This is a genomic window from Amycolatopsis sp. CA-211722, from assembly GCF_056828465.1.
On the sequence record NZ_CP184752.1, the window covers coordinates 5942538 to 5966327 of the forward strand.

Here is a 23790-nt window from a genome sequence, read left to right on the forward strand (position 1 = left end):
CTCATTCACCTACGTGGAATCGTTTCATGTCGACACCGGCTACGTCGTTGATGTCGATGGTATGTCCCCCGGAGTCGCTGTAGTTGCGGAACGCGACCGTCTGTTTGGGGTCGTCGCTGATCTTCCAGTACTCGACTGTTCCCTTCGGGGTCTGGATGACGTTCGTGGGTGCGCCGAGCTGGTCGTGGAAGCGTTGCCGGAGTTGGCTGAGCTGCTCGTCATTGATCATGCGGACACCTTTGCTGTCCTCTACGCCGAGCAGATTGCCGTGATCGTCGGTGACGGCCTGCTTCACTCTCTCGATACGGGCTTCGGGTGTGGTTGCCGGCCCGGCGGGGCGGTGTTCGGACGGTGCGTCCGTGTCGTGGTGTTTGCGGGCGGCCAAGTCTTTGAGGAGTTTTCCCGACCCGAGGCCCAGGAGCAGGCCACCGGTGATTTTGCCGAGGGCGCGGTCGCCGTGGCCGTTGGCCCAGTCGTCCCAGGCGGTGATGGCTTTGAAGGTTTCGACGGGGTGCATGACGTTGTGCGCCATCGCCGCCACCGTCCCGCCTGGGTCGGAGATGGCGCCCCAGAGGGCTTCGCCGGCACCGGAGATCGAGTCCCAGATACCGCCGTAGAAGTTGGCGTCGGCTTGCTTGCGTGAGTCCTGCGGGGCCATTGTCGCCTCGATCCGCAGGGCTTCCGCGCAGCGGTCGCCAGCGCCGGTCAGTTGCTGGCGCGCCCGGTTCAGGATGTCGCGGGCTGCCTGCCGTTGTGCTTCGCCGGGGTCGGTAAACGCCGGCGGTTGGACGACGGTGGGATCCCCGCGCTCGGCGTTGGCCCGTGTTTGTGTCTGCGCGTCGGTCACCGCGCGGTCGTGTGCCTGTTTGGCCTGCTGGGTCGCGGTCTCGCCGTGCTGCCATTGGGCGATCGCTTCCGCGGCCTGGCCCTGCGCCCACGCCAGGGTGTCGGCGTAGCCGGTGAGGGCTTGTGCGGCGTTGTCCAGTGAGTCGTCGGCTTGCAGCCAGCGGGGGACTTCCGTCTGGTGGTCGTCGTGGAAGCGGTCCGACGCCGGGCCGCGCCAGCCGCCGGTATCGATCCGCTTCAACGCCTCGCCCACCGCGCCTGCCGAGCTTGCCCGCGCGGCGAGGACTCGGGCGTTCTCGTAGACCGCTGGCGGGTTGCCGGGGATCAGCGCTTTCGGGTCGGTTGTCTGGCCCAGTTCCGCCATCAGCGGCCCCCGACTCGGGGAGCCGCGTCAGGGGTGATCGCGGCGACGCCCGGATCGGTCTTCAAGGCGCTGACGTTGTCGTGCTCGACCCCGCGATATGCCTGGGCGGCCTTGCCTAGCAGGGCTCCGAGGTCGCTCGCGCGGTCGGACAGCGCGTCGAACCCGACACTCCAGCTACCACAGAACTCGGATAGAGCCGCGTGCACACCGCCGTGCCCATACAGCGGTGGCTCACCGCACAGGCCACGCAGCTCGAAGCCTTCCTGGTCGTGCACGATCTGGCTCATGTTCTTCGAGGCGCCTTCCAGCACCTCGATCTCGACGTGAAAACCTGGACCATCCATCGTGGAGCCCCCTCCATTTCCAGCCGCTGCGCCGCTATCCAGTGCTATCGGAACGCGGTGGCCGTTTCCCTGCTTGTGCCCATGCCCTCGCGACGACGTCCAGGGGCGCCATCCGTGACAAGACCGGGAACCGGTGCTCGTCATCGGGATCAACCATCAGACCGGTGCCCGGCGGTACCAGTTCCAGCAAATCGGCACCGGTCGTGGACAGGTAGTCGCACGCCCCGGCGTGGCGGGCCAGGCGCTCCAGCGTGGAGAACACCACCATCCACCGGCCGCGCTCGCCGAGATCGGCAACCCACAGTCGCGGCTGCTCGGGCCGCTGCACGTACACCACGGCACCCGCGAAGACGTCTGTCAGATCACCGGGTCCTCGCGAGCCTCGCCACACTTCCTGGGCGACGACAGCGAGCCTTGCCTCCGCGATCACGGCGACGAGTGTACAGACGACTGCAGACGGTGACGAGCAGACTGTCCCAGAACAAGATCAGGACGGACTCTCGCTGGTCGGACCAAGTCCTGCTGTGTCCGGCGCGGTCGGGCTTTCGCGGAGGTGCTGTCGTCAATCTCTGCGGCGTCGGCGTTGGCGATGGCTTGAATGTAGGCGGTGAGGTCTCGCGTCAGCGTGGCGATGGAGTACTCGACGTTGGCGGGGTCGCGTTTCGCTTCCTTCCGGGTATGCACCAGTGTGCAGCCGAGGTTGAGCACGGCTTTGGCGCGCATGCGAACCGCGCGATGGACCCACGGGTAGAGGTGATCAACGGTGATCGCTCCGGACTCCATCACGTGCTGGCCCGTCGTCTCCCACATCGCCGGTACGGGCGGGGCGTTGTCCTGGTCGTCGAGGACCTGGCTGATCCACTCGTAGTAGGCGGGGGTCAGCGGCAGCCGGTCGGCCATGTGGCGCAACAGGATGCAGGCGATGTAGTCCGCGCCGTAGTAGAAGTCGACGTTGAGATCCGCGTCCAGGTGTTCGGGCATGGCTTTCCTCCGTGCAAGGGCGTGGTCGAGAACCCTCGGGTTGAGGGGGTCTCGCAGCCCCGCATCGCGGGGAAGTGCTGCTGTGCCGTGGATTCCAGGGGTCCACTCCGTCGATCGTGATCGGGTTGTGGTCTGCGACGGTGTGGCTATCGCCTGAAACTGATCTTCCTCAGTCGGTTGTTGTACTGTCTGAGGATCGGGTTCCGGATGGTTCCTTCGAGAGTGCCGAGCAGAAACGAGCTGAAGTTTCCGTCGTAGACGAAGTGGTAGTCGACCAGATCCCCGGTGACGACCTTCCAATCGTCGGGTTTCCCTTCCGTGACCCAGTAAAGGTTTTGCCCGAACGCGTTGACACCCCACGCCAGCAGACCACCCAGCGCGGGGTAGGAACCGTAGGCGTGCTGGTGAGGATCCTCCTCGACCAGGTCGGTGAGAGCGGCACCTTGGATGACGGCGTTGCTGAGGAAGTTGTCGTGCTTGTCCTGCGCGGTGGGGTGGGTCAAATACAGGAAGTCGTCCAGCTCCATAGCCGGGTAGTAGTCACAGAACTCCTTGTAGTCCTGCGGAAGTGCCAGCCCGAGCTCGGTTTCGACGTCGCCCCACGGCACAGGCGACGGCGCGAACTCCGGAACACCCAGCAAGGCCTTCAACCGGCCGACTTCTCCCGCCACAATCCAGCTCCCTCGGCTGCCCAAGTTCGACCCCGCACGATCCTCGACCACCTGAGGAGTGCGGCAGAGCTTCAGCCAGGCATCCGCGGCCGACAGAGGCTCCAACGGCACCTCGTCGCCGAACTGTCGTGGCCGCACGTTGTTGCACGCCGGCTCGGTCGGAGCCCGCTCCCTCAGATGTGTCGGTGTCACAGTAGTCCTGCATGGTGCAGGCGGAGCACGGCGGCGATCAGGCCAGTGCTGCCAAGGATGGCTCCGAGGAGGAACTTGAGCAGGGTCAGCGCGCGGTGGCCCCGCCTGGTGTCGTCGGTCGTGAGAGACACGGCCGCAGCAGCGGCGGTGACGAGTCCCAAGGAACGGCGTCCACATGTAGGGTGTCCTGTTCACGAAGGTCGGGAGCCCGGCCTGTCCAGGCTCGCCTGAGTTGCTGAACAGCTTCGGCGCCTCGGGCGAGGGCCGGCACGAGGTCCGGACGGACCTGGACAATGTCGCGCAGGCAGACGGGCATAGGTGGGATCACCGGTAACGGCCAGGCGTCGCTGAGAGACTGAGTACGGTGTCCGGTCCGTGCCTGGTGGGCCCTGTCGGACAGATCACCGCCGTGGCGAAGGAAGGTCGTCAGCATGGAGCTGGAGGAGATCGTCACTCTGGACCAGCTGGCCGCGGCGCTTGATCAGCTACGCCTCGACCGTGGTTTTTCGTTGAGAGACCTCGCTGCCGAGGCAGGGAAGCTTCCGCCGCAGGGCGGACGGCAGCGAACTCTTACCAGCTTGACGGCAAGCGATGTGATCCACGCCAGGTCGGTACCGAAGCCAGAGACGGTGGTGACGTGGCTGGCGGCGTGCGGCGTTCTGGGGGAGGAGGCGCTGCGACCGTGGCTTCAGGCGTTGGACCGGGTCATGCATTCCCATCAGGCGCGTCCGCTGGGGGCGGTGCGGGTCCGGGACGCGCGTCCGCGGGTGCTGGGAGTGCATGCCGCGATCCAGGTCGACCAGCCTGCCGGGGACAGCCCTGCCGCGCAGGGTCGCTCGGAGTTGCCGCCCTATGTGCGGCGGGATGTCGACGCGGAGCTGTGCACCAAGATCACGTTGGCCGGGCAGCAGGGCGGATTTGTGCTGGTGACCGGGGATTCGTCGGTGGGGAAGACGCGCGCGCTGTTCGAGGCGGTGCGGGCGGTGCTGCCGGACTGGTGGCTGCTGTACCCCGGCGAGGCGGACGTGCTGCGGGAGTTCGCCAGGCACCCGGCGGGCCGGACGGTGGTGTGGCTAGACGAATTGCAGGACTACCTCGACTTCCACGAAGGCGTGCCAGCCGGTGACGTCCGCGGCATGATCGAGGCAGGCGTGGTGCTAGTGGCGACGTGCTGGCCCGGTGAACGCACCAAAAGGGTCGCGCTGCCCGCGGCCGGTGAACCAGATCCCTATGCCAACGACCGGCGGCTGCTCGACCTGGCCGACGTGCTCACCGTGCCCGACAGGCTCAGCACCCACGAACGGCGTCGCGCCGAAGACCTCGCCCGCACCGATCCACGGATCCGGGTCGCGCTCGACACCCCCGACGCCGGCTTCACCCAGGTGATGGCCGCAGGCCCGGAACTGATCCGCCACTGGGAACACGCACCCCCATACGCCAAAGCGGTCATCACCGCCGCGCTCGACGCCCGCCGCGTCGGCGCCCACGCGCCACTCAAGCGCGACTACCTCGAAGCCGCCGTCCCTGGCTACCTCACCAACCGGCAGCAAGCCACACCACCACCAGACTGGCTCGACGACGCTCTGGCCTACGCCACCGAACTGCTGCACGGCGCCACCGCCACCCTCTGCCCCGGCGCCGCGGGCATGGGAACCATCACCGGCTACCGCGTCGCGGACTACCTCCACCAGCACGCCCTCCGCGTCCGCCGGACCGAACACCTCCCCGACATCGCCTGGCACGCCCTGATCCGCCACCACCACCCCGATGACACCGACCGCATCGCCGACAACGCACGCCGCCGCGGCCGCGACCACGAAGCCCTCACCCTGTACCAGCGGCTCATCGATAACGGCGACTCTCACGTCGCTGAGTTGCTGGCTGGTTTGCTGGCCGAGCGAGGCGACGTCGAGCAGCTGCGCCGGCTCGCCGACAAGGGCGACCCTGACGCCGCTAACCGGCTGGACGATCTGCTGGCCGAGCAGGGGAACGTCGATGCTCTGCGCCAACGTGCCGATCGCGGTGACCATCGCGCCGCCGACCGGCTGGTCGGCCTGCTCGCGGAGCGAGGCGATGTCGAGGAGCTGGTAACGCGCGCCGACAACGGTAACCATCACGCTGCCGCATTGCTCGTTGACGTGGTGGCTGAGCGGGGAGACGCCGAGGCGCTGCGCCGGCTCGCCGACAACGGCGCCCCTTTCGCCGCCGACCGGCTTGACGACCTCCTGGCCGAGCAAGGCGACGTCGAGCAGCTGGCAACGCGCGCCGACAACGGCGACCTTCACGCTGCCGCAGTGCTCGTTGCCCTGCTCGCTCAGCAAGGGGACGTCGAAACCTTGCGCCGACGCGCCCACAACGGCGACATGGTCGCCGCCGTGCGGCTGCCTGGCCTGCTGGCCAGGCAGGAAGGCGTCGAGGCCTTGCGCCAACGCGCTACCCCTTATGCCGCCGCGCTGCTAGTCGACCTGCTGGCCGAGCAAGAAGATGCCGAGGGGCTGCGTGAACTCGCCGACCTCGGCGACGATCACGCCGCCGGCCTCTTGGTGCGCCTTCTGGCCGAGCACGGGGACCTGAAGCAGTTGCGCCAGCTCGCCGACAACGGCGACAGTCGCGCCGCCAGGCAACTGGCCGACCTGCTGGTCGAGCGGGAAGACGTCGACGAGTTGCGCCAGCTCACCGACGCCGGCAACATTCACGCCGCCACGCGTCTGGTTGACGTGCTGGCCAAGCGCGGAGACGTTGTGTCACTGCGCCAGCGCGCCGACAACGGTGACCTTTACGCCGCCGCGCGACTGCCTGATGTGCTGGCCGAGCAGGGGATGCTGGAGCTGCTTGACCGGGAAGTCGCAGCAGGAACCGAGGGCGCGGCCCGGGCTCTGCGTCGCACACGGATCTCGCCTGCCGACTCGTGATCAGGGACCGCTCAGGTACCAGATATTCCGAAACGTAGCGAACCGCGCCATGGTGGGCTCGGTAGATTCGTCCAACCTGCCGCCGATCGAGCGGCCGAGCAAAAGGAGCTCTCCACTGTGCTGACAACCCAGTGGGTCGACCCGAGTAGCGGATCCATGACTTGGCAGGACGACTACCAGTATCTCTTGGAGGCGGCTGAGATGACCGTCGACCCGATGTACGTTCGCTATGTGGCCCGAAGCAAAGAGCCGATCGTTTTCGCCCTTGACGGCAACGTAGCCGTCGGGGTCGCGCACGGACACTTGGCCAGGGATGGCTTTAATGAGCGCTTCGGCCCATACGCGTCACTGCCGGGGCCACAGGCCATGTTGGACAGGATCGCGGTTCTGCCTGACAGACAGGGGTGCGGGATAGGCCGCCTTCTCCTGCGGGAGTTCGCGGTCGGCATGCTGGAGTGGGGATGCACCCACGTTGCCCTGATGGTCGACCAGTCCACGCCGTGGGAAAAACGCGTGAAGTTCTTCGAGTCGTGCGGCTTCCGTTCTCTGATCGAGGATAGCGACGATGACTTGCTCGGAATAGAGATCGCAACGTTGCTCGATGGTGAACAGGTAAGCATGAAGCGTGCGTTCACGAGCGACTAACCTGAGGCGCGCGGTCGAGTAAGGACGGAGTCGAATCGCATGCTGGTGCTGCTGCTGACCAACGCCTTGGCTCTACTGGGGTGGGCCTATGTCTCTCAGCTAAGGTCTCGTCGCCTGGAAAAGCGCCTGCTCGTGATTATTCTGACGCTGCTTGGTGTCGCCGACCTCGCAGCCTTGGTGCTATGGGGCTGGCTTGAGAACAAGCAGGCCGACTGGTGGGCAGCGTGGGGCCAGTGGCTTGGCGGGGTGGGCTCGCTAGCTGCAGCGGCAACAGCTGTGTTGATTGCACAGCGAGGCTGGCGACTTGCAGCAATTGAACGTCGCGAGGATCTTGCTGCCAAGTTCGCGATCTGGGTAATGGATGGTCCGGCCCCCAATTTCGCGAGAGTCAAGTTTGTGAATGCGACCCAGGTTCCGGTTTATGACGTCAGCGTCCGAACTTACGGCAAGGGAATTCTCTTCGACTATACTGCATTGATAGGAGTGCTGCCGCCGACTGCTGAATCCCGGGAACTGGATAACATTTCTCGCGCCGTTAGTCAGCAGATAATTAGAACACTTGAGATGGAATTCGGAGACGGGATTTACGCTAAACACGATATCGATCCGGGTGGACGCGACGAATATGGCGGCCCCATGCTAACGAAACTTGCGTGGAGCCAGGCAGTGACTATTATTCGCGGTCCTCTCCAAGTTTCCGTGTCTTTCCGCCTCGGCAATCAGCGGTGGACAAGGTTGCCGGACGGGCACCTCAAGGCTGAAGCCACCACTGGAACCGCTTGACCTGCGTGTCGGCGAGCGGGTAGGGGCAAGTCCGGGCGGCGCCGATGGCGGGTTCTGCACTTTTCAGCCCGTGGTCCAGGGCGGAGCATGCCCCTGGAAGGTGGACTGCGAGAACTGCGACAAGTTCGTACTTGTCCGGCGCCGACCTGCTCTTTTGGCGTCGCAAGCAGGAGCAATGGCGCTCGATCGCCGAACGCGCACCCGACGACGCCACCGCCGACTACCTGCATCAGGTCTTCGAACCCACTGGACGAGCCATCGCCGGGCTGGAAAAGGTGCTGACCGGGCTCGGTCTGCTCGACGAAGCCCTCGCAATGGACCAGCGGCGGCCGCGGACTACTTCCACCGCATCTGGAGCACCGGCTTCCGTGCCACCGACCTGGCCGCCTTGGGGGAGAACGACCTCGACGAGGAGCAGAGACCGTGACCACCGCGCCGTCCGCTATCCGCAGCACGGCTGCACTCGTTGCCCGCCCCGGCACCGTCGAGAAGGCTCTCACCATCGAAGTGGTGCCGACTCTTCAATGAGTTGACTCAGGCCGATGGGGCCCGCGCCCCGAGCGAGCGGAGGGGGTACATGCGTTGTCCGTTTGGCGCGTTCGCTGCGCCGACGTCTTCGGCGTTCCCAGAATAAGTCGTCGCTCGGCGGCTCGTCGCCCGCGCAGAACGCGGCGATCCCGACTTCAAGTGCGGCATCGAGCCCCCATGATGCGATCACCGCAGAAGTCTAGAGGAGAAGCAGCGGCCGTCACACGGAACCCGTACCGGCTGGAGCAGCATCGTGGCGTGTCTGATCAGCGCCAGCCGGGAACGGGGCTCGACTGCGATTCGGCATCGGCAGGGGGGCGGGTGCTGGCTCCACAGTCGTGGAGCCAGCACCGTAGTGGTGTTACGGGGTGGTGTTGATCTGGATGCTGGTCCAGCGTTGGTTGGGGTTGCCGAGGTCGGCCCACTGGCCTACGGGTGTCGCGTTGGCGGTACCGTTACCGAGGGCTTCGGCGACCTTGGCGGAGTAGACACTGCGCAGGGCGAAGGTGCCGCTGGCGGCGGTGGTGAATTCCCATTGCTGGTTGACGCCGTTGTGGCAGGTGTATTGGGTGATCGAGGTTCCGTTGTTGTAATTGGGGGCAAGGTCGAGGCATTTGCCGGAGTTCTGGTTCTTGAGGTTGTATTTGTTGTCGCCCAACGGGATGAGTTTCCAGACCTGCTTGGCGCCGGCGACACAGTCCCAGAGTTCGGTGCCGGCGCTGTCTCGTAGTGCGTCCTGGCCGACACCGGCGACCTGGATGCACCGTCCGCCATTGGCGTTCTTAAGCTCGATCGAACCGGGTGTCATGGTGACGGTCTTGTAGTCGATGGTGCTGCCGCTCTCGTTGCTCCAGTCGATCCGTCCATTCTGGAAGACGTTGCGGCGGCCCTTGGGCAGTGGGAGTTCGTCGGTGGTGGGGTAGCCGAGGTAGGACTTCTCGGCTCCGAGGGCGTTCCAGCGGGCGCGGATGTTGCCGTAGATGGCGTGGGCGCCGGTGGCAGGGTGCCAGTAGATGGCGGTGCCGTTGCTGAAGTTGACATACCTGCCGACCCCGTCAGAGGTGGTGAGCACTTCGGAGGTGGGCAGACCGAGGATGCCGGATTCGTACCCGAGTTCGGCGTACTTCTTGTATATCTCGCCGTGGACGGCCAGGACGCCGTTGGCCTGGGAGCGATAGAGCGCGCCGGTGGAGAAGCGCTGGCGCTGGACGCTCGGGACGCCCGCGCCGGCGAGCGTTGCCTGGCGTTCGTTCTCAAGGGGGTGTCCCATGGGCCCCGTTTCGTAGCCGAGAGCTTTGTGACGGATGTGGAAGTCACCGGTGACAGTAAGACCGCCGACGTTGGGCATCCAGTAGACCGATCCGCCGGTGAACCGGTTGTAGTAGCCGGTGCCGTTACCGAACCCGGTCTCGTCTGTGGTGGGGTAGCCCAACGGTCCGGTCAAGCCACCGGTTTGACTCCAGGTGACGCCGATCCCCCCGTGCACCTCGTGGGCGCCACTGGCCGGGCTCCAGAGGATGTAGAGGGTGTCCTCGCCGCCTAGGGCATAGAGGAACTCGAGTTCCTGGCCCTGGCCGTCTTTGGTCGTGGTCTGGGAGGTCATGATGCCGGGGATGGCGTTGGGGCCACCCATGGCGAGGAGCTTGTCGAGTATCGGCCCGTTGTAGACGGCACTGATCCCGTAGGACTCGTACACGCCGCTGCCACTGCGGGTGCGGTAGAGGCGGCCCTTCTCGTAGGGGCGATAGCCGAGGTGGTTGGCGTCAAGGACGGGGTCGCCGACGGGCTTGCCAAGCTTGTCCCGAAGTTCGGGCCAATCGGAGAGCGCCACGTCGAAGGGGGTGGGGGGCAGCGGCGTGTCGATGTCTATGTAGTCGTCCCGCGAGCCGTCTACGTGCAGGGAGTGGTGCGGTGCCGCTTTGGACTTGAAAACAGGTGTCGTGGGGTCCAGACACCAGGTCGCTGCGGTTTTGAACTCGGGTGTTCCGTCGGTGGGTGACACGGTGAGGTGGTCCGAAGACGGGTGTGAAGGGGCGCTGTTCCAACGGATGTAGTTGTTGGGATGGGTGACCGACTGGATCGAGAAACAGGTGGGGTCGCTGAGCCCGGGTTCGATCTTCCAGACCACTTCTGGGTGGTTGCCCGGTTGCCAGTGAGTGAGGGTTACCCGGCCGCCGCCGCTGTCGGTCAGGTACATGTCACCGTTCAGCCAGGTCAGCGTGCGTAGGGACTGGGTCAGGTGCTGAGACTGGCCCTCGCGGAGGAACCGTTCTCTGTCGATCGGTGAGCCGGCCAAGGCGGTGTCGGCGGCGGTGACGAGTGCGGGATGGACGCGGCTTTTCGCAGCGCGGGTCCGGATCTCGGTGATCTGGCGGACGTATTCCTCGTCGCGTTCGCGAAGTGCGTTGTCGATGTCGCGTAGGTGTGCTTCTTTGGCGCCGCGGTCGATGAAGGCTTTCCAGTCAGCGGGGTTGCGGCTGCGGACAGCTGCTTCGGCGGCTCCGTGCACCTCGGTGTCGCGTGGTGCGCGGCTCCAGATCTCGATGACGAAGTCCTGGTCGCTGAGGTTGATCAGGGCGGTGTCGCCGCGGATACCGAGGGCGTGCCAGGCGGCGTTGGCCTTGGCTTCGCGGGCGAGCTCGGCCGCTTTCTCCGCCTCCGACTTGGCTTCGTCTTCGCGGACCAGCCGCTGGACATCCTTGCTGTGCTCGTCGAAGATCCCGACGGTAAGGAAGGTCCACTGTGCTTCGGCTGTGCCGCGGAGGGCGGCTCGGGCTGCTTCCTTGACCGCGGTGTCCTTGTGGTTGTCGGCGTTGAGGTCGAGGTAGACGATGAACTCATAGACCGACTTCGCCAGGGCGGTGTTGTCGGCCGGGATGCCGAGCAGGGCGGCGGCTTTGGCTTTGGCGGTGCGTTCCTCTTCCTGCCGGGCGCGGCGTTCGGCCACGATGGCCTGATCCTGGACGTTGGCCGCGGCCATGCCGGTCTTGATGAACGTGGTGCAGGCGTCGTCGCTCTCGCCGAGCGCGGCGATGGCGGCGTCCTTGACCTTCTGGTGTTCTGGCTCGAGTGGCTTCTGTTTGTCTAGGTCGTCGGCGGCGTAGTACATGGCGGCGGTGAAGTTGCGGTCGGTGAGGATTAGCAGTTCCGGGCCGGCGACGATGCCGAGGATGGCCGCGGCCTTGGCTTTCTCTGCTTCCGTCGACTGAGCCAACGTGGCCCGCTGAGCCGCGGCCGCCGTCGCGAGCCGGTCCGGGTTCGCCGCTGCTGGTGCCGCGGCGAGCAGGCTGACCGCCATAACGGCTGCGGTGAGGACCGCGGTCGTCTTTCCCGTGCGTTGTCTGGGCGGGCGGGATACCGCCGCCGGTCTGGCCGAATGTCTCACGAGAATTCCCCCTCTTGATGGCACGATGAGCAATCAAATGGCGTATTACCGCTCAACGGGAACCGCATTTTCTGGATGCCGGTTCGCGAACGCGAGCCTGTGAGAACTAGCGTCCGTGGCTAAATGTGGTCAACAGTCCGGGGTAACCGAAACGCAGACGTGATCAACGCCCATGAATTAGAGTGATGGACATCACGTTTGGCGGGTTGGATGTCTCGGCGGTGTGCCATAGTTTCCCGGCTGCGTGATCACGTAGCTACTGGGGGGAGTGGGGTTGTGGGGAAGATTTCTGCCGTGTGCAGGGCGCTCACGCTCGGGTTGATAGTCACGCTTTCCTTTGCTGGCACGGCTTCTGCCGCAGGCGGCCGCGAGGAGCAGGTGCGGGTCGCGGGGATCGAGCAGTCGCCGTGGTATCCGATGGTGCGCCAGATCGCTCTCTATCACGGGGAAACGCTGGTTCGAGCCTCGGCGTGGCAGGCAATATGGTCGGACGAAGGGGAAACCGCGCTCCAGCGATTCGTAATATCCGGATTCCGTGAGGCTCGGGAGCGTGCTCAGCAGAATTCCGCGCGCAATCGAGATTTCGTGCAGCGAGTATTAGCGACGTATACGGCCACGTACTCCCCGAGGGTCCATGCCGCCGCGAAACAGGCCTCCCAGGGTAGTGACGCTGACCGGGATCGTTTCGTGCGGACCGGTTTCGCCGAAGCGAAAGCGCTCGACACCGCCGCCCGGGAGTCCGACGAGCAGCATCGGCAGGTGATCGCTGCGGAGGAGCGGGACTTCGTCCGCCTGCTGAGCGTCTCCGATCCTGGTGAGCAGGTCCGGCTGGCCGCACAGCATGCTCTGCGTCCGGGAAGCACGGACACCGATGTCCGGGAGTTCTTCGCCACCGGGTGGATGGCGGCGGCCGCGCTGGACGTGGAGATCTTCCGGCTCCGCACGCAGGACGCGGGGATCCAGTATCACGCGGTGATCCCGCGGCTGGTGGCAGAGGCCGAGGCGGCCGAGCTCGAGGCCCTCAACGCGGGTGAGGCCGCGGCGGAGCAGGCCCGTCTGGTCGCCGCCCGGGCCTGGGCCACCACGCGGGAGAAGGCCGAGGAAGCACGGCAGGCGTGGGAGGCCGAGCGGCAGCTCTGTCTCGAGCAGGCCCGGTACTGGCAGACGGTGAAAGACCGCGCGGCCGCGGAAACCGACCCGGTCTGGGCGGCGATCGTGACGGGCGCGGAGAAACAGCGCGGCGGCTGGACGACGGAAACGACGTTCGCCGGCGACGAGGCCGGACGGTGGGCAGAAGCCCGCGATCAGGCTCAGCAGGGCTATGACCGGATGACCACCCGCCCCTGACCCGGCAGGTGCGTTCCGCCTGGCCACGACCCGACCGTGAGCCAGGTGTTCTGACACAGATCGTTCTTCGAGGGTGGGGTGTGTTGTGCGAATGCCGAGACGGATGCGCCGCGCGAGACAAGGGATCCTGGCCAACCGGTGGTGCCGGCGAACCGTGGTGGTGACCCTGGCCGCCGCCCTGGTGGCCGGGGGAGCAGGACCGGGCAGCTCGGTCGCCGCCCTCTCTGCGCCAGGCGCCCGTCATAGCGAGTGGCAGGTGTCCGCCAGTCCCGCCGCGCCGGGCGATATCGCACCGCCGGCATCCGGACCGGAAGGCGATCCGGAACAGGAAGCGCTACTGCGGCAGCTGCAGCTGGACTTGCTGGCCGACATCGCCGCGTTCGACGAGGACGAGGAAGTCCGCGCAGCCGCCCGGGACACCCTGCGCAAGACCGAAGCCGGCGACGCGACCGCGATCCCCGCGTTCTTCGACCACGGCCAGCAGGACGCCAAGGCGGCGGCGAGGAAACGCAAAGCCGACGCCGACGCCAACAACCGTGCCTTGATCGAACCACTCGCCGGCACCGGCGGCCCCGTGTTCAACGCCGCCGTCGCCCGCGCGCTGGCCGGCAACGCCTACGACCGGGCCGACTTCCTGGCCTTCGGCCGCGACATCGCCGCCGAACAGGATCGCCGCGAGGGCGCCTATGACAACGAACTGAAGAACCGAAGGCGGATGCACGTCCAGGTCGCCGCCGACCGCGGCACCCCCGAGGTGTCCGCGGCGGCGAAGGCAGCGCTCGCCGCTGGGGACGCCGCGATCGCGGACTTCCTCAAGACGGGATACCTGGCCGCGGCACGGCGTGATGCCGACGCGCGGGAGCTGTATCTGGCCGAGCTGGAACAGAAACGCAAGGACGCGGTAGCGGCATCGGATCTGGCGCAGCGGACCGCGCGGGCGATGCGCGCCCGGACAAACCTGCTCGCCGCGCACGCCGACGGTGTCAAAGCCCTCGAGCGCACCGCAAACGACATGACCTCCGCGGCGAACATCTCCCGCGAAACCGCCCGGCTGCTCGCCTCGGATCAGGCCGGGCACACCTACCACCCGGAGCTGTATCAGCGCGCGAAAGACGACGTCGCCCGCGAGGTCAGCCGCGCCGTCACCGACGCCCGGGCCGCGCAATCCGCAGCCGCGGGTGCGAAGACCCAGGTCGACATCCTGCTGCAGAACGGGATGCCGCACGGCACGCAATGGGCGAAGGTCGTGGAAGGCATGGCCGCCGCGGCGGATGCGGCGAAACACGCCGCCGAGACCGCCGCCCACGCCATCGACGCGATCTCCGCCGACGCGGCGGCCACCGACGCCGCCGAGAAGGCCAGGGCGCACGAGGAGAACGCTCGGCAGTGGCGGCTCAACGCCGAATCCCACGCCGCCGCGGCCGCCCAGCTCGCACAGGCAGCCAGAGAGCAGGCCACCGCGGCCGCCGAGGCCGCCGAACAGGCACGCCAGGCCCGGGTCGACGCCGAAACCGCGCTCCGCAACGCCCGCGTTCACGCCGCGAACGTCAAACAAGCCCGTGTGGACGCCGAACGCGAACGCGACGTCGCCGCCGCGAAACGACAAGAGGCCGAGCACTGGCGCCAGCAGGCCGCCGCGAAACGACAGGAAGCCGAAGCCAAACAACTCCAGGCTGCCCAGCACCGCGACGCCGCCCAGCGCGACGCGGCCATCGCCCACCAGAAACGCCTGGACGCCGAAGCCCAGCAGAGGATCGCGGCGGGGAAACGCGGCGACGCCCAAGCCCAGGAACAGATCGCCGCCGACGCCGCCCGTGACGCCCGCGCCCAGGAAAAGATCGCCCAGGACGCCAACACCAGTGCCCGTAACGAGGAAGCCAACGCGTTCCGGGCACGGGACGAGGCCGCGGCGATCGCCCAGTCCGCGGACACCACGGACAAGAAGGCCACCGGCCTGGAAGCCCTGGCGCAGCGGCTGCAGCAATCCACCGAGGTCGTGCAGGCGGACAAGGACAAGGCATGGGCCGCGGCTCATGCGGCGCGAGCCGACGCCAACAAGGCCAAGGACGCCGCGCGGATCGCCCGTGGCCACGCGGATGACGCTCAAGCGGCGGCGGGCCGGGCGCGCGGCGCCGCGATCGAAGCCGACGCCGCCGCCGGCCGGGCCCGCGCCCACGCCGACGCCGCGCAAGCGGCCGCCGCCGAGGCACGAGCCGCCGCCCGCGAAGCCGAAGTCGCCGCCGAGAAGGCCCGCACCGCCGCGAACGAGGCCCAGGCCGCCGCGGCCCGCGCCAACGAGGCCGCGACCCGCGCCGAACGAGAAGCTGCCGCCGTCCACGCCGAAGCCCTGCGCGCCCGCGCCTCCGCCGAGGAAGCGACCGCGGCCGAGGCCCGAGCAGCGGAGAACGCGCGCAACGCCGCGAACCTCGCGCAGCAAGCCGCTGTGGAAGCAGCCATCACCCTGGACGCGGCCCACCGCACCCGGGCTGAAGCGAACGCCGCCGGTGTCGAGGCAGCCACCGCCGCCACTCAAGCCGGCATCGCCGCCCGCGCCGCGACCGCGTCGGTGCAGTCCGCGTCGGGCATCGCAGCGCCCGCCGATCAGGCCATTTCGATCGTCAGTCCCTTCACCGACGCGGACATCGACGCCGACTTCATCATCGTGGTCGCCAACCGCGCCAAAGACGTCGGGGACACCCAAGTCAAGACCGCCCAGGCCGCCGCCGTGGACGCCGCCGCCCAAGCCCAGAGGGCAGCCGACGCCGCACGCAACGCCGCCGCCGACGTCGCACCCGCCTACCAGGCAGCAGCCCAGGCAGCCAGCTCCGCCGCCGCTGCCGGCCGCTCCGCCGCAGCGGCGCAACAGTCAGCGGCCGACGCCGCCATCCACGGAGCCGCCGCCCGCAAGGCCGCGGCGGACGCCGCCGTCGTCGACGCCGGCGCCCAAGCCGACGCCCAAGCCGCCCGAGCCGCGGCGAACCAGGCCGCCGCCGACGCCGCACTCGCCGGACGCCTCGCCGACCAAGCAGAAGCCGACGCCCGCGCCGCCCGCGCAGCCGCCGACTCCGCCACCCGCGCGGCGAACGAGGCGAGCGCCGCGGCCACCCGCGCGGAAAAGGACGCCGCGGCCGCCCACCAAGCCGCCGCACAGGCCCAGCGTGATGCTGACGCGGCCCGTGCCTCCGCGGACCGAGCCGCGGAACACGCCCGAAACGCCGACGAGGCAGCTACCAACGCCGAGAACTACGCCAAAGACACCGAAGCCCGGGCCGGCAACGTGGCCGCCATCTCCAACGACATCCAGAAGCAACTCGCCGAGTTGCAGGAACAGCTGCGCCTGGAGAACGAACGGCGGCAACGCGAAGAGGTCGAACAAGCGCTTGGTGATGACACGGACATCCCCGAGCTGACCGCCGAGGACATCGAGCTCCTGCGCGCCGAGCAGGGACAGGCCGGGGTCGACGAGTACAACCGCGCCCGCGCTGATGCGAACAAGCCGCTGCTGGACTTCATCGCCCAAGAAGGCGGGCAGATCATCCTCGACATCATCGGCTACAACGACGCCAAACGCTGCTTCACCGAAGGCGACTTCATCTCCTGCGTCATGACCGTCATCAACGCCCTGCCCATCCTCAAGATCGCCTCCGTGCTCAGCAAGATCCCCGATGCCGTCTCCGCCGTCGTCCGCATCGTCAAAGGCATCCGCACCTTCAAAGACCTCAAAGTCGCCGGCCGGCGGATCGCCAACAACCTGCGCGACGTCATCCGCCAGCTCCGCAACTGCCGCGGCGCAACCAGCCTCACCACCGCCGCACCCGCCCACACCCAGGGAACGTGCAACGTCCTCGACCGGGAGAAACGCATCAAGGCGGAGATGGACGAGCACAACAAGCAGCCGCAAGTCGCCCCGAGCCCCGGACGTCGCCTGACGCACGTCGCCAGCAAGACCGACCTCGACGAGTGCTTCCAGGGACGGACGCAGGCCAACGTGCCACAGAACTTCCCCATGGAACCCTTCACCTGGATGGGAACCCCCGCCCAACGAGCCACCGGCGGCATCGTCTGCGCGACCCGCACGACCGTCGAGAAGGGCGATCGTGCCACACCTGCAGGTCATCCCCTCGACGGCAAATTGAACGGCGTGCCAGTACATAGGGGACACCTGGTCGCGGCGCGACTGCATGGCTCCAACTTGGTGGACAACATCGTGACCCAGTACCAAATCGTGAATCAGTCAGATGTCAAGATCATCGAGAACGCGGTCGCTCGAGTCCTTGACCGCAACCCTGGCGTGTCCGTCCTCTATAGGGTATGGGTCCAGTACCCTGCCCCGACGGCCGCCATGCCACAATGGATCTTCATCGACGCGGTAGGATCCAACGGGTTTACCTGCGCTGCGGAGATCGAGAACATCCCCAACGGAAACGCCACCAAGATCCGATGCTGATACCCTCACTCAGTCCGCCCCTTGCGGTTCCTTGTCCCTTCTGGAGAGAGTCGTGACCCACGCTCAAACACCCTCGCTTGTCGACAAAATCGCGGACCTTCTCGACTGGCGACGTGAGTTTGCTCCACAGAAACAATGGGCCGAAGTGGAAAGTGAACTCGGTACAGCGCTACCTGTCGACTACAAAGAACTCCTGACTCGCTTTCCCGGTGGCGTATTTCGCAGGATCACTATTTACAGCCCGGTCGCCAATGAACAGGCGTGGACTGAGTACAAAGACAACCTTGACCAGCTTCTAGGGATCCTAGGCGACGAGGATCTTGAGTATCTCGACAAGGTTAATTATCGTCTCTTCCCTGAACCGGGCGGACTCCTTCCCTGGGGTGGTGACGGTCAAGGTGGAACGTTCTGCTGGATCACCGAAACGGCCGATCCTGACACCTGGAAGATCGCCTACTACTCGCAAGGGGCGGACGAGTGGAGTGAACACCCGGGTCCTGTTGCAAAGCTTCTCTATGAAATCCTGACAAATAAGGGCGAGGACAACATCCTCGGCTGGGACTTTCGGAGGCTTCCCTTGGAATACGTTCCATCGCCAGTGCTGTAAGTGTGGGCAGGTTGAAATCCAGTCGTCGAGAGAAGGCGGATGATTGCCGGGATCGGCTGCTATATCTGACGCGAGGTACTTCCACAACAATGCGCACGCGGACCGGGTAGCAAGGCTCAGCGGACACAGCGGTGGCAGTCCGCGCTGCCGCCGCTGCGGCCAGTGGCGGATGTCAGCGTCCATGGTGCAGCCGATCGCAAGGCTGCGGTCACCGTAGCGGACGCTCAAGCGGCACGCGGCAGCCCAACGGGTTCACCTGCTCCGCTGAATCCATAACACTTCGAGGGAGAACGCGACCAGTTCGAAGTCGACCCACGCCGGCGGGCTAGTTACCTCGACCAACCAGGAAAGTCGATGACCCACTCCGAAACCCTGTCCCGCGTCGATGAGATCGCCGCCCTGCTGGGCTGGCAGCGGCAGTTCGCGCCCGAGAGGTCCTGGACGAACGTCGAGCAGGATCTGGGCATCGCGTTGCCGTCGGACTACAAGGAACTGCTGACACGATTCCCGGGCGGGGTATTCAGGCGGATCGAGATCGACAGCCCAGTCGCAAACGACAAGGCCTGGACGAAGTACAAGCGCGCACTCGATGAACTCCTCGAGATCCTCGGCGACGAGGACCTCGAGTACCTCGACAAGGTCGACTACACCCTCTACCCCGAACCCGGGGGCCTGCTGCCGTGGGGAGCCGATGGTCAAGGCGGCACCTTCTGCTGGCTCACCAAACCCAGCAACCCCGACCATTGGAAGATCGCCTACCACGACCAGAGCGCGGACCAATGGCGCGAGCACCCCGGCCCGGTCACCCAGCTCCTCTACGAGATCCTCACCAACACAGGCCAGGACAACCTACTCCGTTAGGACTTCACAGCCCTGCCAGTGGAATACAGCCCTTACTCCAGCTGAAGGAGCTCAGAATTTCTGAGACTGCCACGCGCCGTTCGGTGAATGCTATCGCTGTCGCGCTTGATTGGACCGGATCTGTTACCCCCGGAGTGGGCTGGAATGTCGTCGAGAGGCGTCTGAAAACGCCTCTGCCCGCAGATTACAAAGAATTCATGGAACGGTTCCCGACGGGAGTGTTCCGTAACACGGTCAGGTTCATCAACCCGATACAGGGTGGCGACTACCTGGATGCCTTTCAGGCTGACTTCGACCAGGACGTAGCCAAGGTGAAGACAGCCTGGGAATATGAATATGACACTTATCTGCCGTTTCCGGAGCCCGGCGGAGTCGTGCCGTTTGCCTCCGACGGCGCGGGTGGCACGTTCTTCTGGCTTCCCTGGGCACCTGACCCTGGCAAGTGGCACGTCGTTTACCTGAGTCGACACAGTCCTGACGCTTGGACACGGACGAAACGGTCGATGACCACAGTGATGCTCGAACTCGCGAAAAGCCAAGGAAAGCGGAACATTCTTGGCTGGAACATGGCACGGTATGAACGTTCATTCAACCCGTTGACCTTGTAACCACCCGCAGTTGTGCGCCTCCGAAAGGTCTTCCGTGCTTCTACCGCTGCAAGAGGGCATCGACGACCGCAGTGCGCCAGAGCAACGGTGTAACGACAGCCGATCCCCTGAACGCTCCGCTAGGCCGTACTGAGCGTCTCGCGTTGTGCGCGAACCCGCGAGAGGACACATTCCTGGTCGCGGGCCGATCACTCGTTCGCCCTGCTCGGACCGTCACGCCCGTATTCACCACTGGTGTTCCTCGGGTCTGATTATTCGTGTGCCCGACGTGAGCGTCGTCTAACCGTGCGGGGTATACGTTCCTGGCTCGGGATTTGGCCCAGATAGACGCCAACACACCCTTCGGCCGGTCCGCGTTCGAGGCAAGCGTGTGCGAATGTGCTCGGGTGCTGACATGCGGGCTGCGACAGCCTCGCCGTAATCTCTGGCTTCTAGCGCGCTGAGGTCAGGGGCGGATGCTCGCGCGAGCCGGAGCGCGTCGAACCGATGACCGCGGTCGGTCAGCTCGATGATCCGTATCCGCAGCGGACGTGACGCTCGATCCCGCGGACTTGCTCGAGGTACTCCGCGATCCACTCGCCCTGCTCGAGATCAGCGGTCGCGTACAGTTCGTGGAGACTGCCGTCCACCGCATCGACGAGGAACGGTCCGTGGCCCACCACTGCGTCCGTGATCTCACCGGAGCGCAGGTAGCGCTCGCTCTGGCTATGCACCGCCCAGCCAAGCCGGTGCGGGCTGACTTTTATGATCACCATGTCTGGTCCGTGCACCGCCCACCCGGACACATGCCGCTCTACGATCTCGACAGCCCATTCCTTGGGCACCACGACACCAGGCTAGAGGACACTGCGCGCGGGTAGCACGAGGAGCTGGGCAAGCAGGGTGCGTTTCGACGCCGGGAGACAAATGGTTCACCTCCCCGAAGTCGTCCTCGTCGTGACGACACCGGGATGGCGCGCATGTTGTGCTGTCCTGCTTCCTGTGGGGCTAGTGGGCGCGCCAGAGTGCGCCGGTGTTGTCGGTGGCTTTCAGGAGTTCGTCCTGGCGCGGAGTTGCCGGCCAGATTTGGATCAGGTGGTGCTCCTGCGGGTCGTCAGGGCCGCGGTCTTCGCCGGCATCGCGGTGGCGCACCGAGTCCCGTACGCGGTAGTTGCCGTCAGGGGCTGGGGGCAGTGCGATGGGGATGTCGACGGCGCCGTCGGCGTCCGTCCCGTAGGCCGCGATCGGTCTGGCAGGCCAGGTGACCGAGACTTCGGCCACGTCCTCCCAGGTTTCGAGGTCGGGCTCCGGCGGCCCGTCCCAGGTCTCGGTGGTGACGGTGATGCCGCCGAGGTGGACGCCGCACGTGACCGCGACAAACCCCGGGGCTGTGGCGAGAAGTCCTGTGACTCGTGGGGAGGGCAGGGCGCCGACGTGGTAGAGCGGGCTCTGCGGATCGTTGCGGTCTCCGAGGGAGAAAGTGTTGTCCTCGATGGTCAGGGTGCCGGTAGTGCGATCGAGCATCGTGGCAGGCATCGGTCTCTATTCCTTGTGCGGGAACGTGACTGGGGTGAGACCGCGGTGCGGCCCCACCCCATCGAACTGGATAGTTAGGTTATCCCGGACACTTCACGAACGCCCGGGTCTTCTCGGCGATCTCCTGGTCGGTGATCCCGGCGGGCAGGACCACGTTCACCCAGAACTTGTCCTTGTCCAGCACACGGTTGGCGGTGTACCAGGGGCGGCGGTAGCGGCTGCCCTCGAGGCTGTTCTGGGTCGCGGGCACCATGTAGCAGGAGTGATCCGGGTTGAGCGAACCTCCCTGGTAGGTGCTGGCGAACGGGTACTCGTCGCACGATTTCCCGACCGGGCGCGGAATGCTCGCCGGGCAGGCGGCGTTCCGGTTAGCAGTGATCAACGCGCTGTCCATGGTGCGCGTGAGCTCGGGCCCGAATCCTTTCCTTCCCCACTTGCCGGCGAGGTTGCGTTGTGCCCACTGGATGTGCCAGGCCACCTGGGCGGTGTCGTTGTTGAGGGTGGACACGTCGTAGGTCGGGGTGAACTGGGCATACACGCATCCGCCGGTGTTGGGCCCGACGTTCGGGGTGCTGTCGCAGCGCACGTCGACGGCAGTGCCGATCTCCTCACGCAACGGCCCGCCAATCGAAGGAGACACGGATTGGAAGGTAAAGACAGGCAGTACCTTCAGCTGTTCCAGGTTGGAGCCTGCCGACGTGACCTGGTAGTCGAAGTCCACAGCGACGTTGAACGGCAGACTCTTGGTCGCCGACGCTGTGGTGGTGCACCCGCTCGAGCACGTCGCGGTCGCGTAGGCGACGGTTCCCAGTTTGGCGGCGCCTTCCGCGATCATCACGGTCGCGTTGATCCGCTGCGTCCACGTCCTGGTCCGCACGTCCAGGGTCACTAGGGACCGGACAGCCATGTCCCCGAAGCCGGCCTCTTTGCCGGTCTGCAGGTCGATGAGCTTGTAGGCGACCTCCTCGAACAGACAGGACTCCGTCCGGTTGAAGAACAACTGATCCTTCGCGGTACACACCACCGCGGCAGGCGCGACCAACTGCCGCTGTAACGCCTCCCTCCGCCGCGTCTGATCGGGAAGACTCTCGGGACTCGTCAGACAGGCCACAGTCCCACGCCGGCCGGTGCCGATCTGCAGGTTCGCACACTCCGGCGCCGCCTGACTCGCACTCTGCCGTACCTCGCCGGAGCTCGTCCTCGCGCCGGTAGTGTCAGCGGCTGCCGTAGTGCCGCTCAAGACGGCTCCGATTACCGATATCGCTGCGATCAGCGAGAAGAATCTTCGTGACCGATATTGTTTAGTCACACGAATGTCCCTTCTGGTCGATGTGGTAAAACGCTGGCGGCGTCAGCGCTTGAACTGTGTTCGTGGATCGGATTAAGCTAGTCTTAGGGTGCAATGCGCCGGACCGGTCGAGCAGTCGACCGCTTGGCTCGTATTCATGACCACACGTATAAAAGTGCGGATTCGTCTGTGAATGTGTCACGCTAGCGACGCAACATACTTCAGGGGTTGCCTAGTCACGGTCATCTGCGCCCCTCGCGCGGTCCGCAACTTCAACAGGCGCCATGCGTGGACGGCTGTCGCCGTGCTGCGTGGTCGTGCCGCCCCAAGCCTCCTTGCGCTGGATGGTTCGAAGCGAGCCGAGTGAATATAGGTATACGGGCGATCCGCGCTACGATTCCCGCAACAGCCGTGCTCATGCCGAATACGCAGTTCGGACAATTCGAACTAATAGTGTATCGTCAACCCCCTCGATGCGAGAATCACCGTGACTTGTCTACCAATCGCGAAGTTGTGCTGTCAAGGTTTTGCATGCCCGGCAGGGTCGTTGTGCGGGGAAATGCGGATTCCCTATTCTGCTCTCGTTGGGAAACAGGAATCTGCAGTGCTGTCCTGTCGGGTTTTCGAGCCGTTCGCCGACCTGGGCATCGACCACACCCGACCGATCGCCGGGCGGTCGCTCCTAGGTCTTCGCGGTGGTTCGACCTTGTCGAGGCCACCGGACCGCTTGCCGACGCCCAGCAGTAGCGCATGTGTCGTGGTACGAGGCGGGCGCCAGCCAGGTGGGATCGTGATCGGTCGGCACGCGCCCGATCGTGCCCATCTGTTGCCGCCTGTCCTCGAGTAACGGGCCAGTCCGCTGAGGCGACATGGACCACAGAGAGCGACGATGGGGGAGTGAGAATGGCGCAAGGACGCGTGGGCACGGCGACCATCGTGGGAGCCGCCGTGGTGGTACTCGCGGCGGCGATCGTCGGCGGGATCCAGATCTTCACGCCGTCACCGGCGCCATCCGAGATCGCGTCAGCCACCGCGAATTCTGCACCGGAGTTCACGGCGCCGAGTGTTCAGGTCGTCTCGAACGATCAGGGCGTCGTGCCGCCGCTCATAGTCGCCGACCCGGACGTGCGTGGGTTCCTGATCTACCTCGACGATCACCAGGTGAAGTACCCAGCGTCGTTCGCCGCGCTCAACGCCGGCCGGGACGCGGCGCCGTATGTGTGCCCGTTCTACGGGGCGAAGGAAGGCACGCGGGACGGACGGAGGATCCCGGACATCGTCAAGCACACCCCGGAGTGGGCAACGGCCCCGACGGCGCAAAGGGCGTTCGCTGAGGCCGTCTTCTACACGATGTGCAACGGAACCTCGGCGAAGCGCTAGGTCGTGTCCCCAACGTATAACGACCTATTCGGCGTTGTATTTACACCACAGTACGCATCGTCGTTCTGACTAGCTTGATCTAGTCG

At 65.9% G+C, this 23790-nt stretch carries 19 protein-coding genes; 9 read left to right on the top strand and 10 right to left on the bottom strand.

What is annotated here, in order from left to right; translation table 11 throughout:
- Position 1: 1 nt before the first annotated feature.
- From ACOCEP_RS28140 to ACOCEP_RS28165, 6 genes are all read right to left on the bottom strand, one after another.
- Positions 2–1210, bottom strand: a complete 1209-nt coding sequence (locus tag ACOCEP_RS28140; RefSeq protein ID WP_482332054.1) for a putative T7SS-secreted protein — start codon at positions 1208–1210, stop codon at positions 2–4.
- Entirely contained in the window at positions 1210–1554 is a 345-nt protein-coding gene (locus ACOCEP_RS28145; RefSeq protein WP_482332055.1) for a hypothetical protein, read from the bottom strand. Before ACOCEP_RS28145 ends, ACOCEP_RS28140 begins: the two co-directional genes overlap by 1 nt.
- A 34-nt stretch (positions 1555–1588) precedes the next feature.
- Positions 1589–1984 (bottom strand): SseB family protein, encoded by a 396-nt coding sequence (locus tag ACOCEP_RS28150; protein ID WP_482332057.1) that lies wholly within the window; start codon positions 1982–1984, stop codon positions 1589–1591.
- Positions 1981–2535 (bottom strand): hypothetical protein, encoded by a 555-nt coding sequence (locus ACOCEP_RS28155; RefSeq protein WP_482332058.1) that lies wholly within the window; start codon positions 2533–2535, stop codon positions 1981–1983. The genes ACOCEP_RS28150 and ACOCEP_RS28155 overlap by 4 nt, the downstream gene beginning before the upstream one ends.
- Positions 2536–2681: 146 nt before the next feature.
- Positions 2682–3206 carry an SMI1/KNR4 family protein gene (locus ACOCEP_RS28160; RefSeq protein ID WP_482332059.1) on the bottom strand — a complete coding sequence of 175 codons (525 nt, stop codon included), beginning with the start codon at positions 3204–3206 and terminating at the stop codon, positions 2682–2684.
- A 188-nt stretch (positions 3207–3394) separates the two neighbouring features.
- Positions 3395–3529 carry a hypothetical protein gene (locus tag ACOCEP_RS28165; protein ID WP_482332061.1) on the bottom strand — a complete coding sequence of 45 codons (135 nt, stop codon included), beginning with the start codon at positions 3527–3529 and terminating at the stop codon, positions 3395–3397.
- Positions 3530–3829: 300 nt separating this feature from the next.
- Between ACOCEP_RS28165 and ACOCEP_RS28170 the strand changes: the two genes are divergently transcribed.
- The 3 genes from ACOCEP_RS28170 (at position 3830) to ACOCEP_RS28180 (ending at position 7738) form a co-directional block, all read left to right on the top strand.
- Positions 3830–6310 (top strand): hypothetical protein, encoded by a 2481-nt coding sequence (locus ACOCEP_RS28170; RefSeq protein ID WP_482332062.1) that lies wholly within the window; start codon positions 3830–3832, stop codon positions 6308–6310.
- Positions 6311–6427: 117 nt separating this feature from the next.
- On the top strand, positions 6428–6955 hold the full coding sequence (locus ACOCEP_RS28175) for a GNAT family N-acetyltransferase (RefSeq protein ID WP_482332064.1): 528 nt from the start codon (positions 6428–6430) through the stop codon (positions 6953–6955).
- Between the two features lie 39 nt (positions 6956–6994).
- Positions 6995–7738: a hypothetical protein gene (locus ACOCEP_RS28180; RefSeq protein WP_482332065.1), complete on the top strand. Its 744-nt coding sequence runs from the start codon at positions 6995–6997 to the stop codon at positions 7736–7738.
- An 889-nt stretch (positions 7739–8627) separates the two neighbouring features.
- On the opposite strand, the gene ACOCEP_RS28185 is transcribed toward ACOCEP_RS28180, so the two are convergent.
- Complete coding sequence (locus tag ACOCEP_RS28185; RefSeq protein ID WP_482332066.1) at positions 8628–11564, bottom strand: RICIN domain-containing protein; 2937 nt, start codon at positions 11562–11564, stop codon at positions 8628–8630.
- Positions 11565–12338: 774 nt separating this feature from the next.
- On the opposite strand from ACOCEP_RS28185, the gene ACOCEP_RS28190 reads away from it, so the two are divergent.
- From ACOCEP_RS28190 to ACOCEP_RS28210, 5 genes are all read left to right on the top strand, one after another.
- The gene (locus tag ACOCEP_RS28190) at positions 12339–12998 is read left to right on the top strand and encodes a hypothetical protein (protein ID WP_482332067.1); all 660 of its coding nucleotides are present in this window, start codon (positions 12339–12341) and stop codon (positions 12996–12998) included.
- Positions 12999–13152: 154 nt separating this feature from the next.
- Positions 13153–17445: a DNA/RNA non-specific endonuclease gene (locus tag ACOCEP_RS28195; RefSeq protein ID WP_482332068.1), complete on the top strand. Its 4293-nt coding sequence runs from the start codon at positions 13153–13155 to the stop codon at positions 17443–17445.
- A gap of 52 nt (positions 17446–17497) precedes the next feature.
- A complete protein-coding gene (locus ACOCEP_RS28200) occupies positions 17498–18052 on the top strand; it encodes an SMI1/KNR4 family protein (protein WP_482332069.1) in 555 nt (184 codons plus the stop codon).
- Between the two features lie 354 nt (positions 18053–18406).
- Positions 18407–18913: an SMI1/KNR4 family protein gene (locus ACOCEP_RS28205; RefSeq protein ID WP_482332071.1), complete on the top strand. Its 507-nt coding sequence runs from the start codon at positions 18407–18409 to the stop codon at positions 18911–18913.
- Positions 18832–19521, top strand: a complete 690-nt coding sequence (locus ACOCEP_RS28210; RefSeq protein ID WP_482332072.1) for an SMI1/KNR4 family protein — start codon at positions 18832–18834, stop codon at positions 19519–19521. Before ACOCEP_RS28205 ends, ACOCEP_RS28210 begins: the two co-directional genes overlap by 82 nt.
- Positions 19522–20021: 500 nt before the next feature.
- On the opposite strand, the gene ACOCEP_RS28215 is transcribed toward ACOCEP_RS28210, so the two are convergent.
- The 3 genes from ACOCEP_RS28215 to ACOCEP_RS28225 all read right to left on the bottom strand — a co-directional run bounded on the left by ACOCEP_RS28215 (position 20022) and on the right by ACOCEP_RS28225 (position 22276).
- Positions 20022–20348 carry a YrhB domain-containing protein gene (locus tag ACOCEP_RS28215; RefSeq protein WP_482332073.1) on the bottom strand — a complete coding sequence of 109 codons (327 nt, stop codon included), beginning with the start codon at positions 20346–20348 and terminating at the stop codon, positions 20022–20024.
- Positions 20349–20508: 160 nt separating this feature from the next.
- A complete protein-coding gene (locus ACOCEP_RS28220) occupies positions 20509–21036 on the bottom strand; it encodes a hypothetical protein (RefSeq protein ID WP_482332074.1) in 528 nt (175 codons plus the stop codon).
- Positions 21037–21115: 79 nt separating this feature from the next.
- The gene (locus ACOCEP_RS28225) at positions 21116–22276 is read right to left on the bottom strand and encodes a NucA/NucB deoxyribonuclease domain-containing protein (protein WP_482332076.1); all 1161 of its coding nucleotides are present in this window, start codon (positions 22274–22276) and stop codon (positions 21116–21118) included.
- Positions 22277–23227: 951 nt separating this feature from the next.
- Between ACOCEP_RS28225 and ACOCEP_RS28230 the strand changes: the two genes are divergently transcribed.
- A complete protein-coding gene (locus tag ACOCEP_RS28230; protein ID WP_482332077.1) occupies positions 23228–23704 on the top strand; it encodes a hypothetical protein in 477 nt (158 codons plus the stop codon).
- Positions 23705–23790 lie beyond the last annotated feature (86 nt).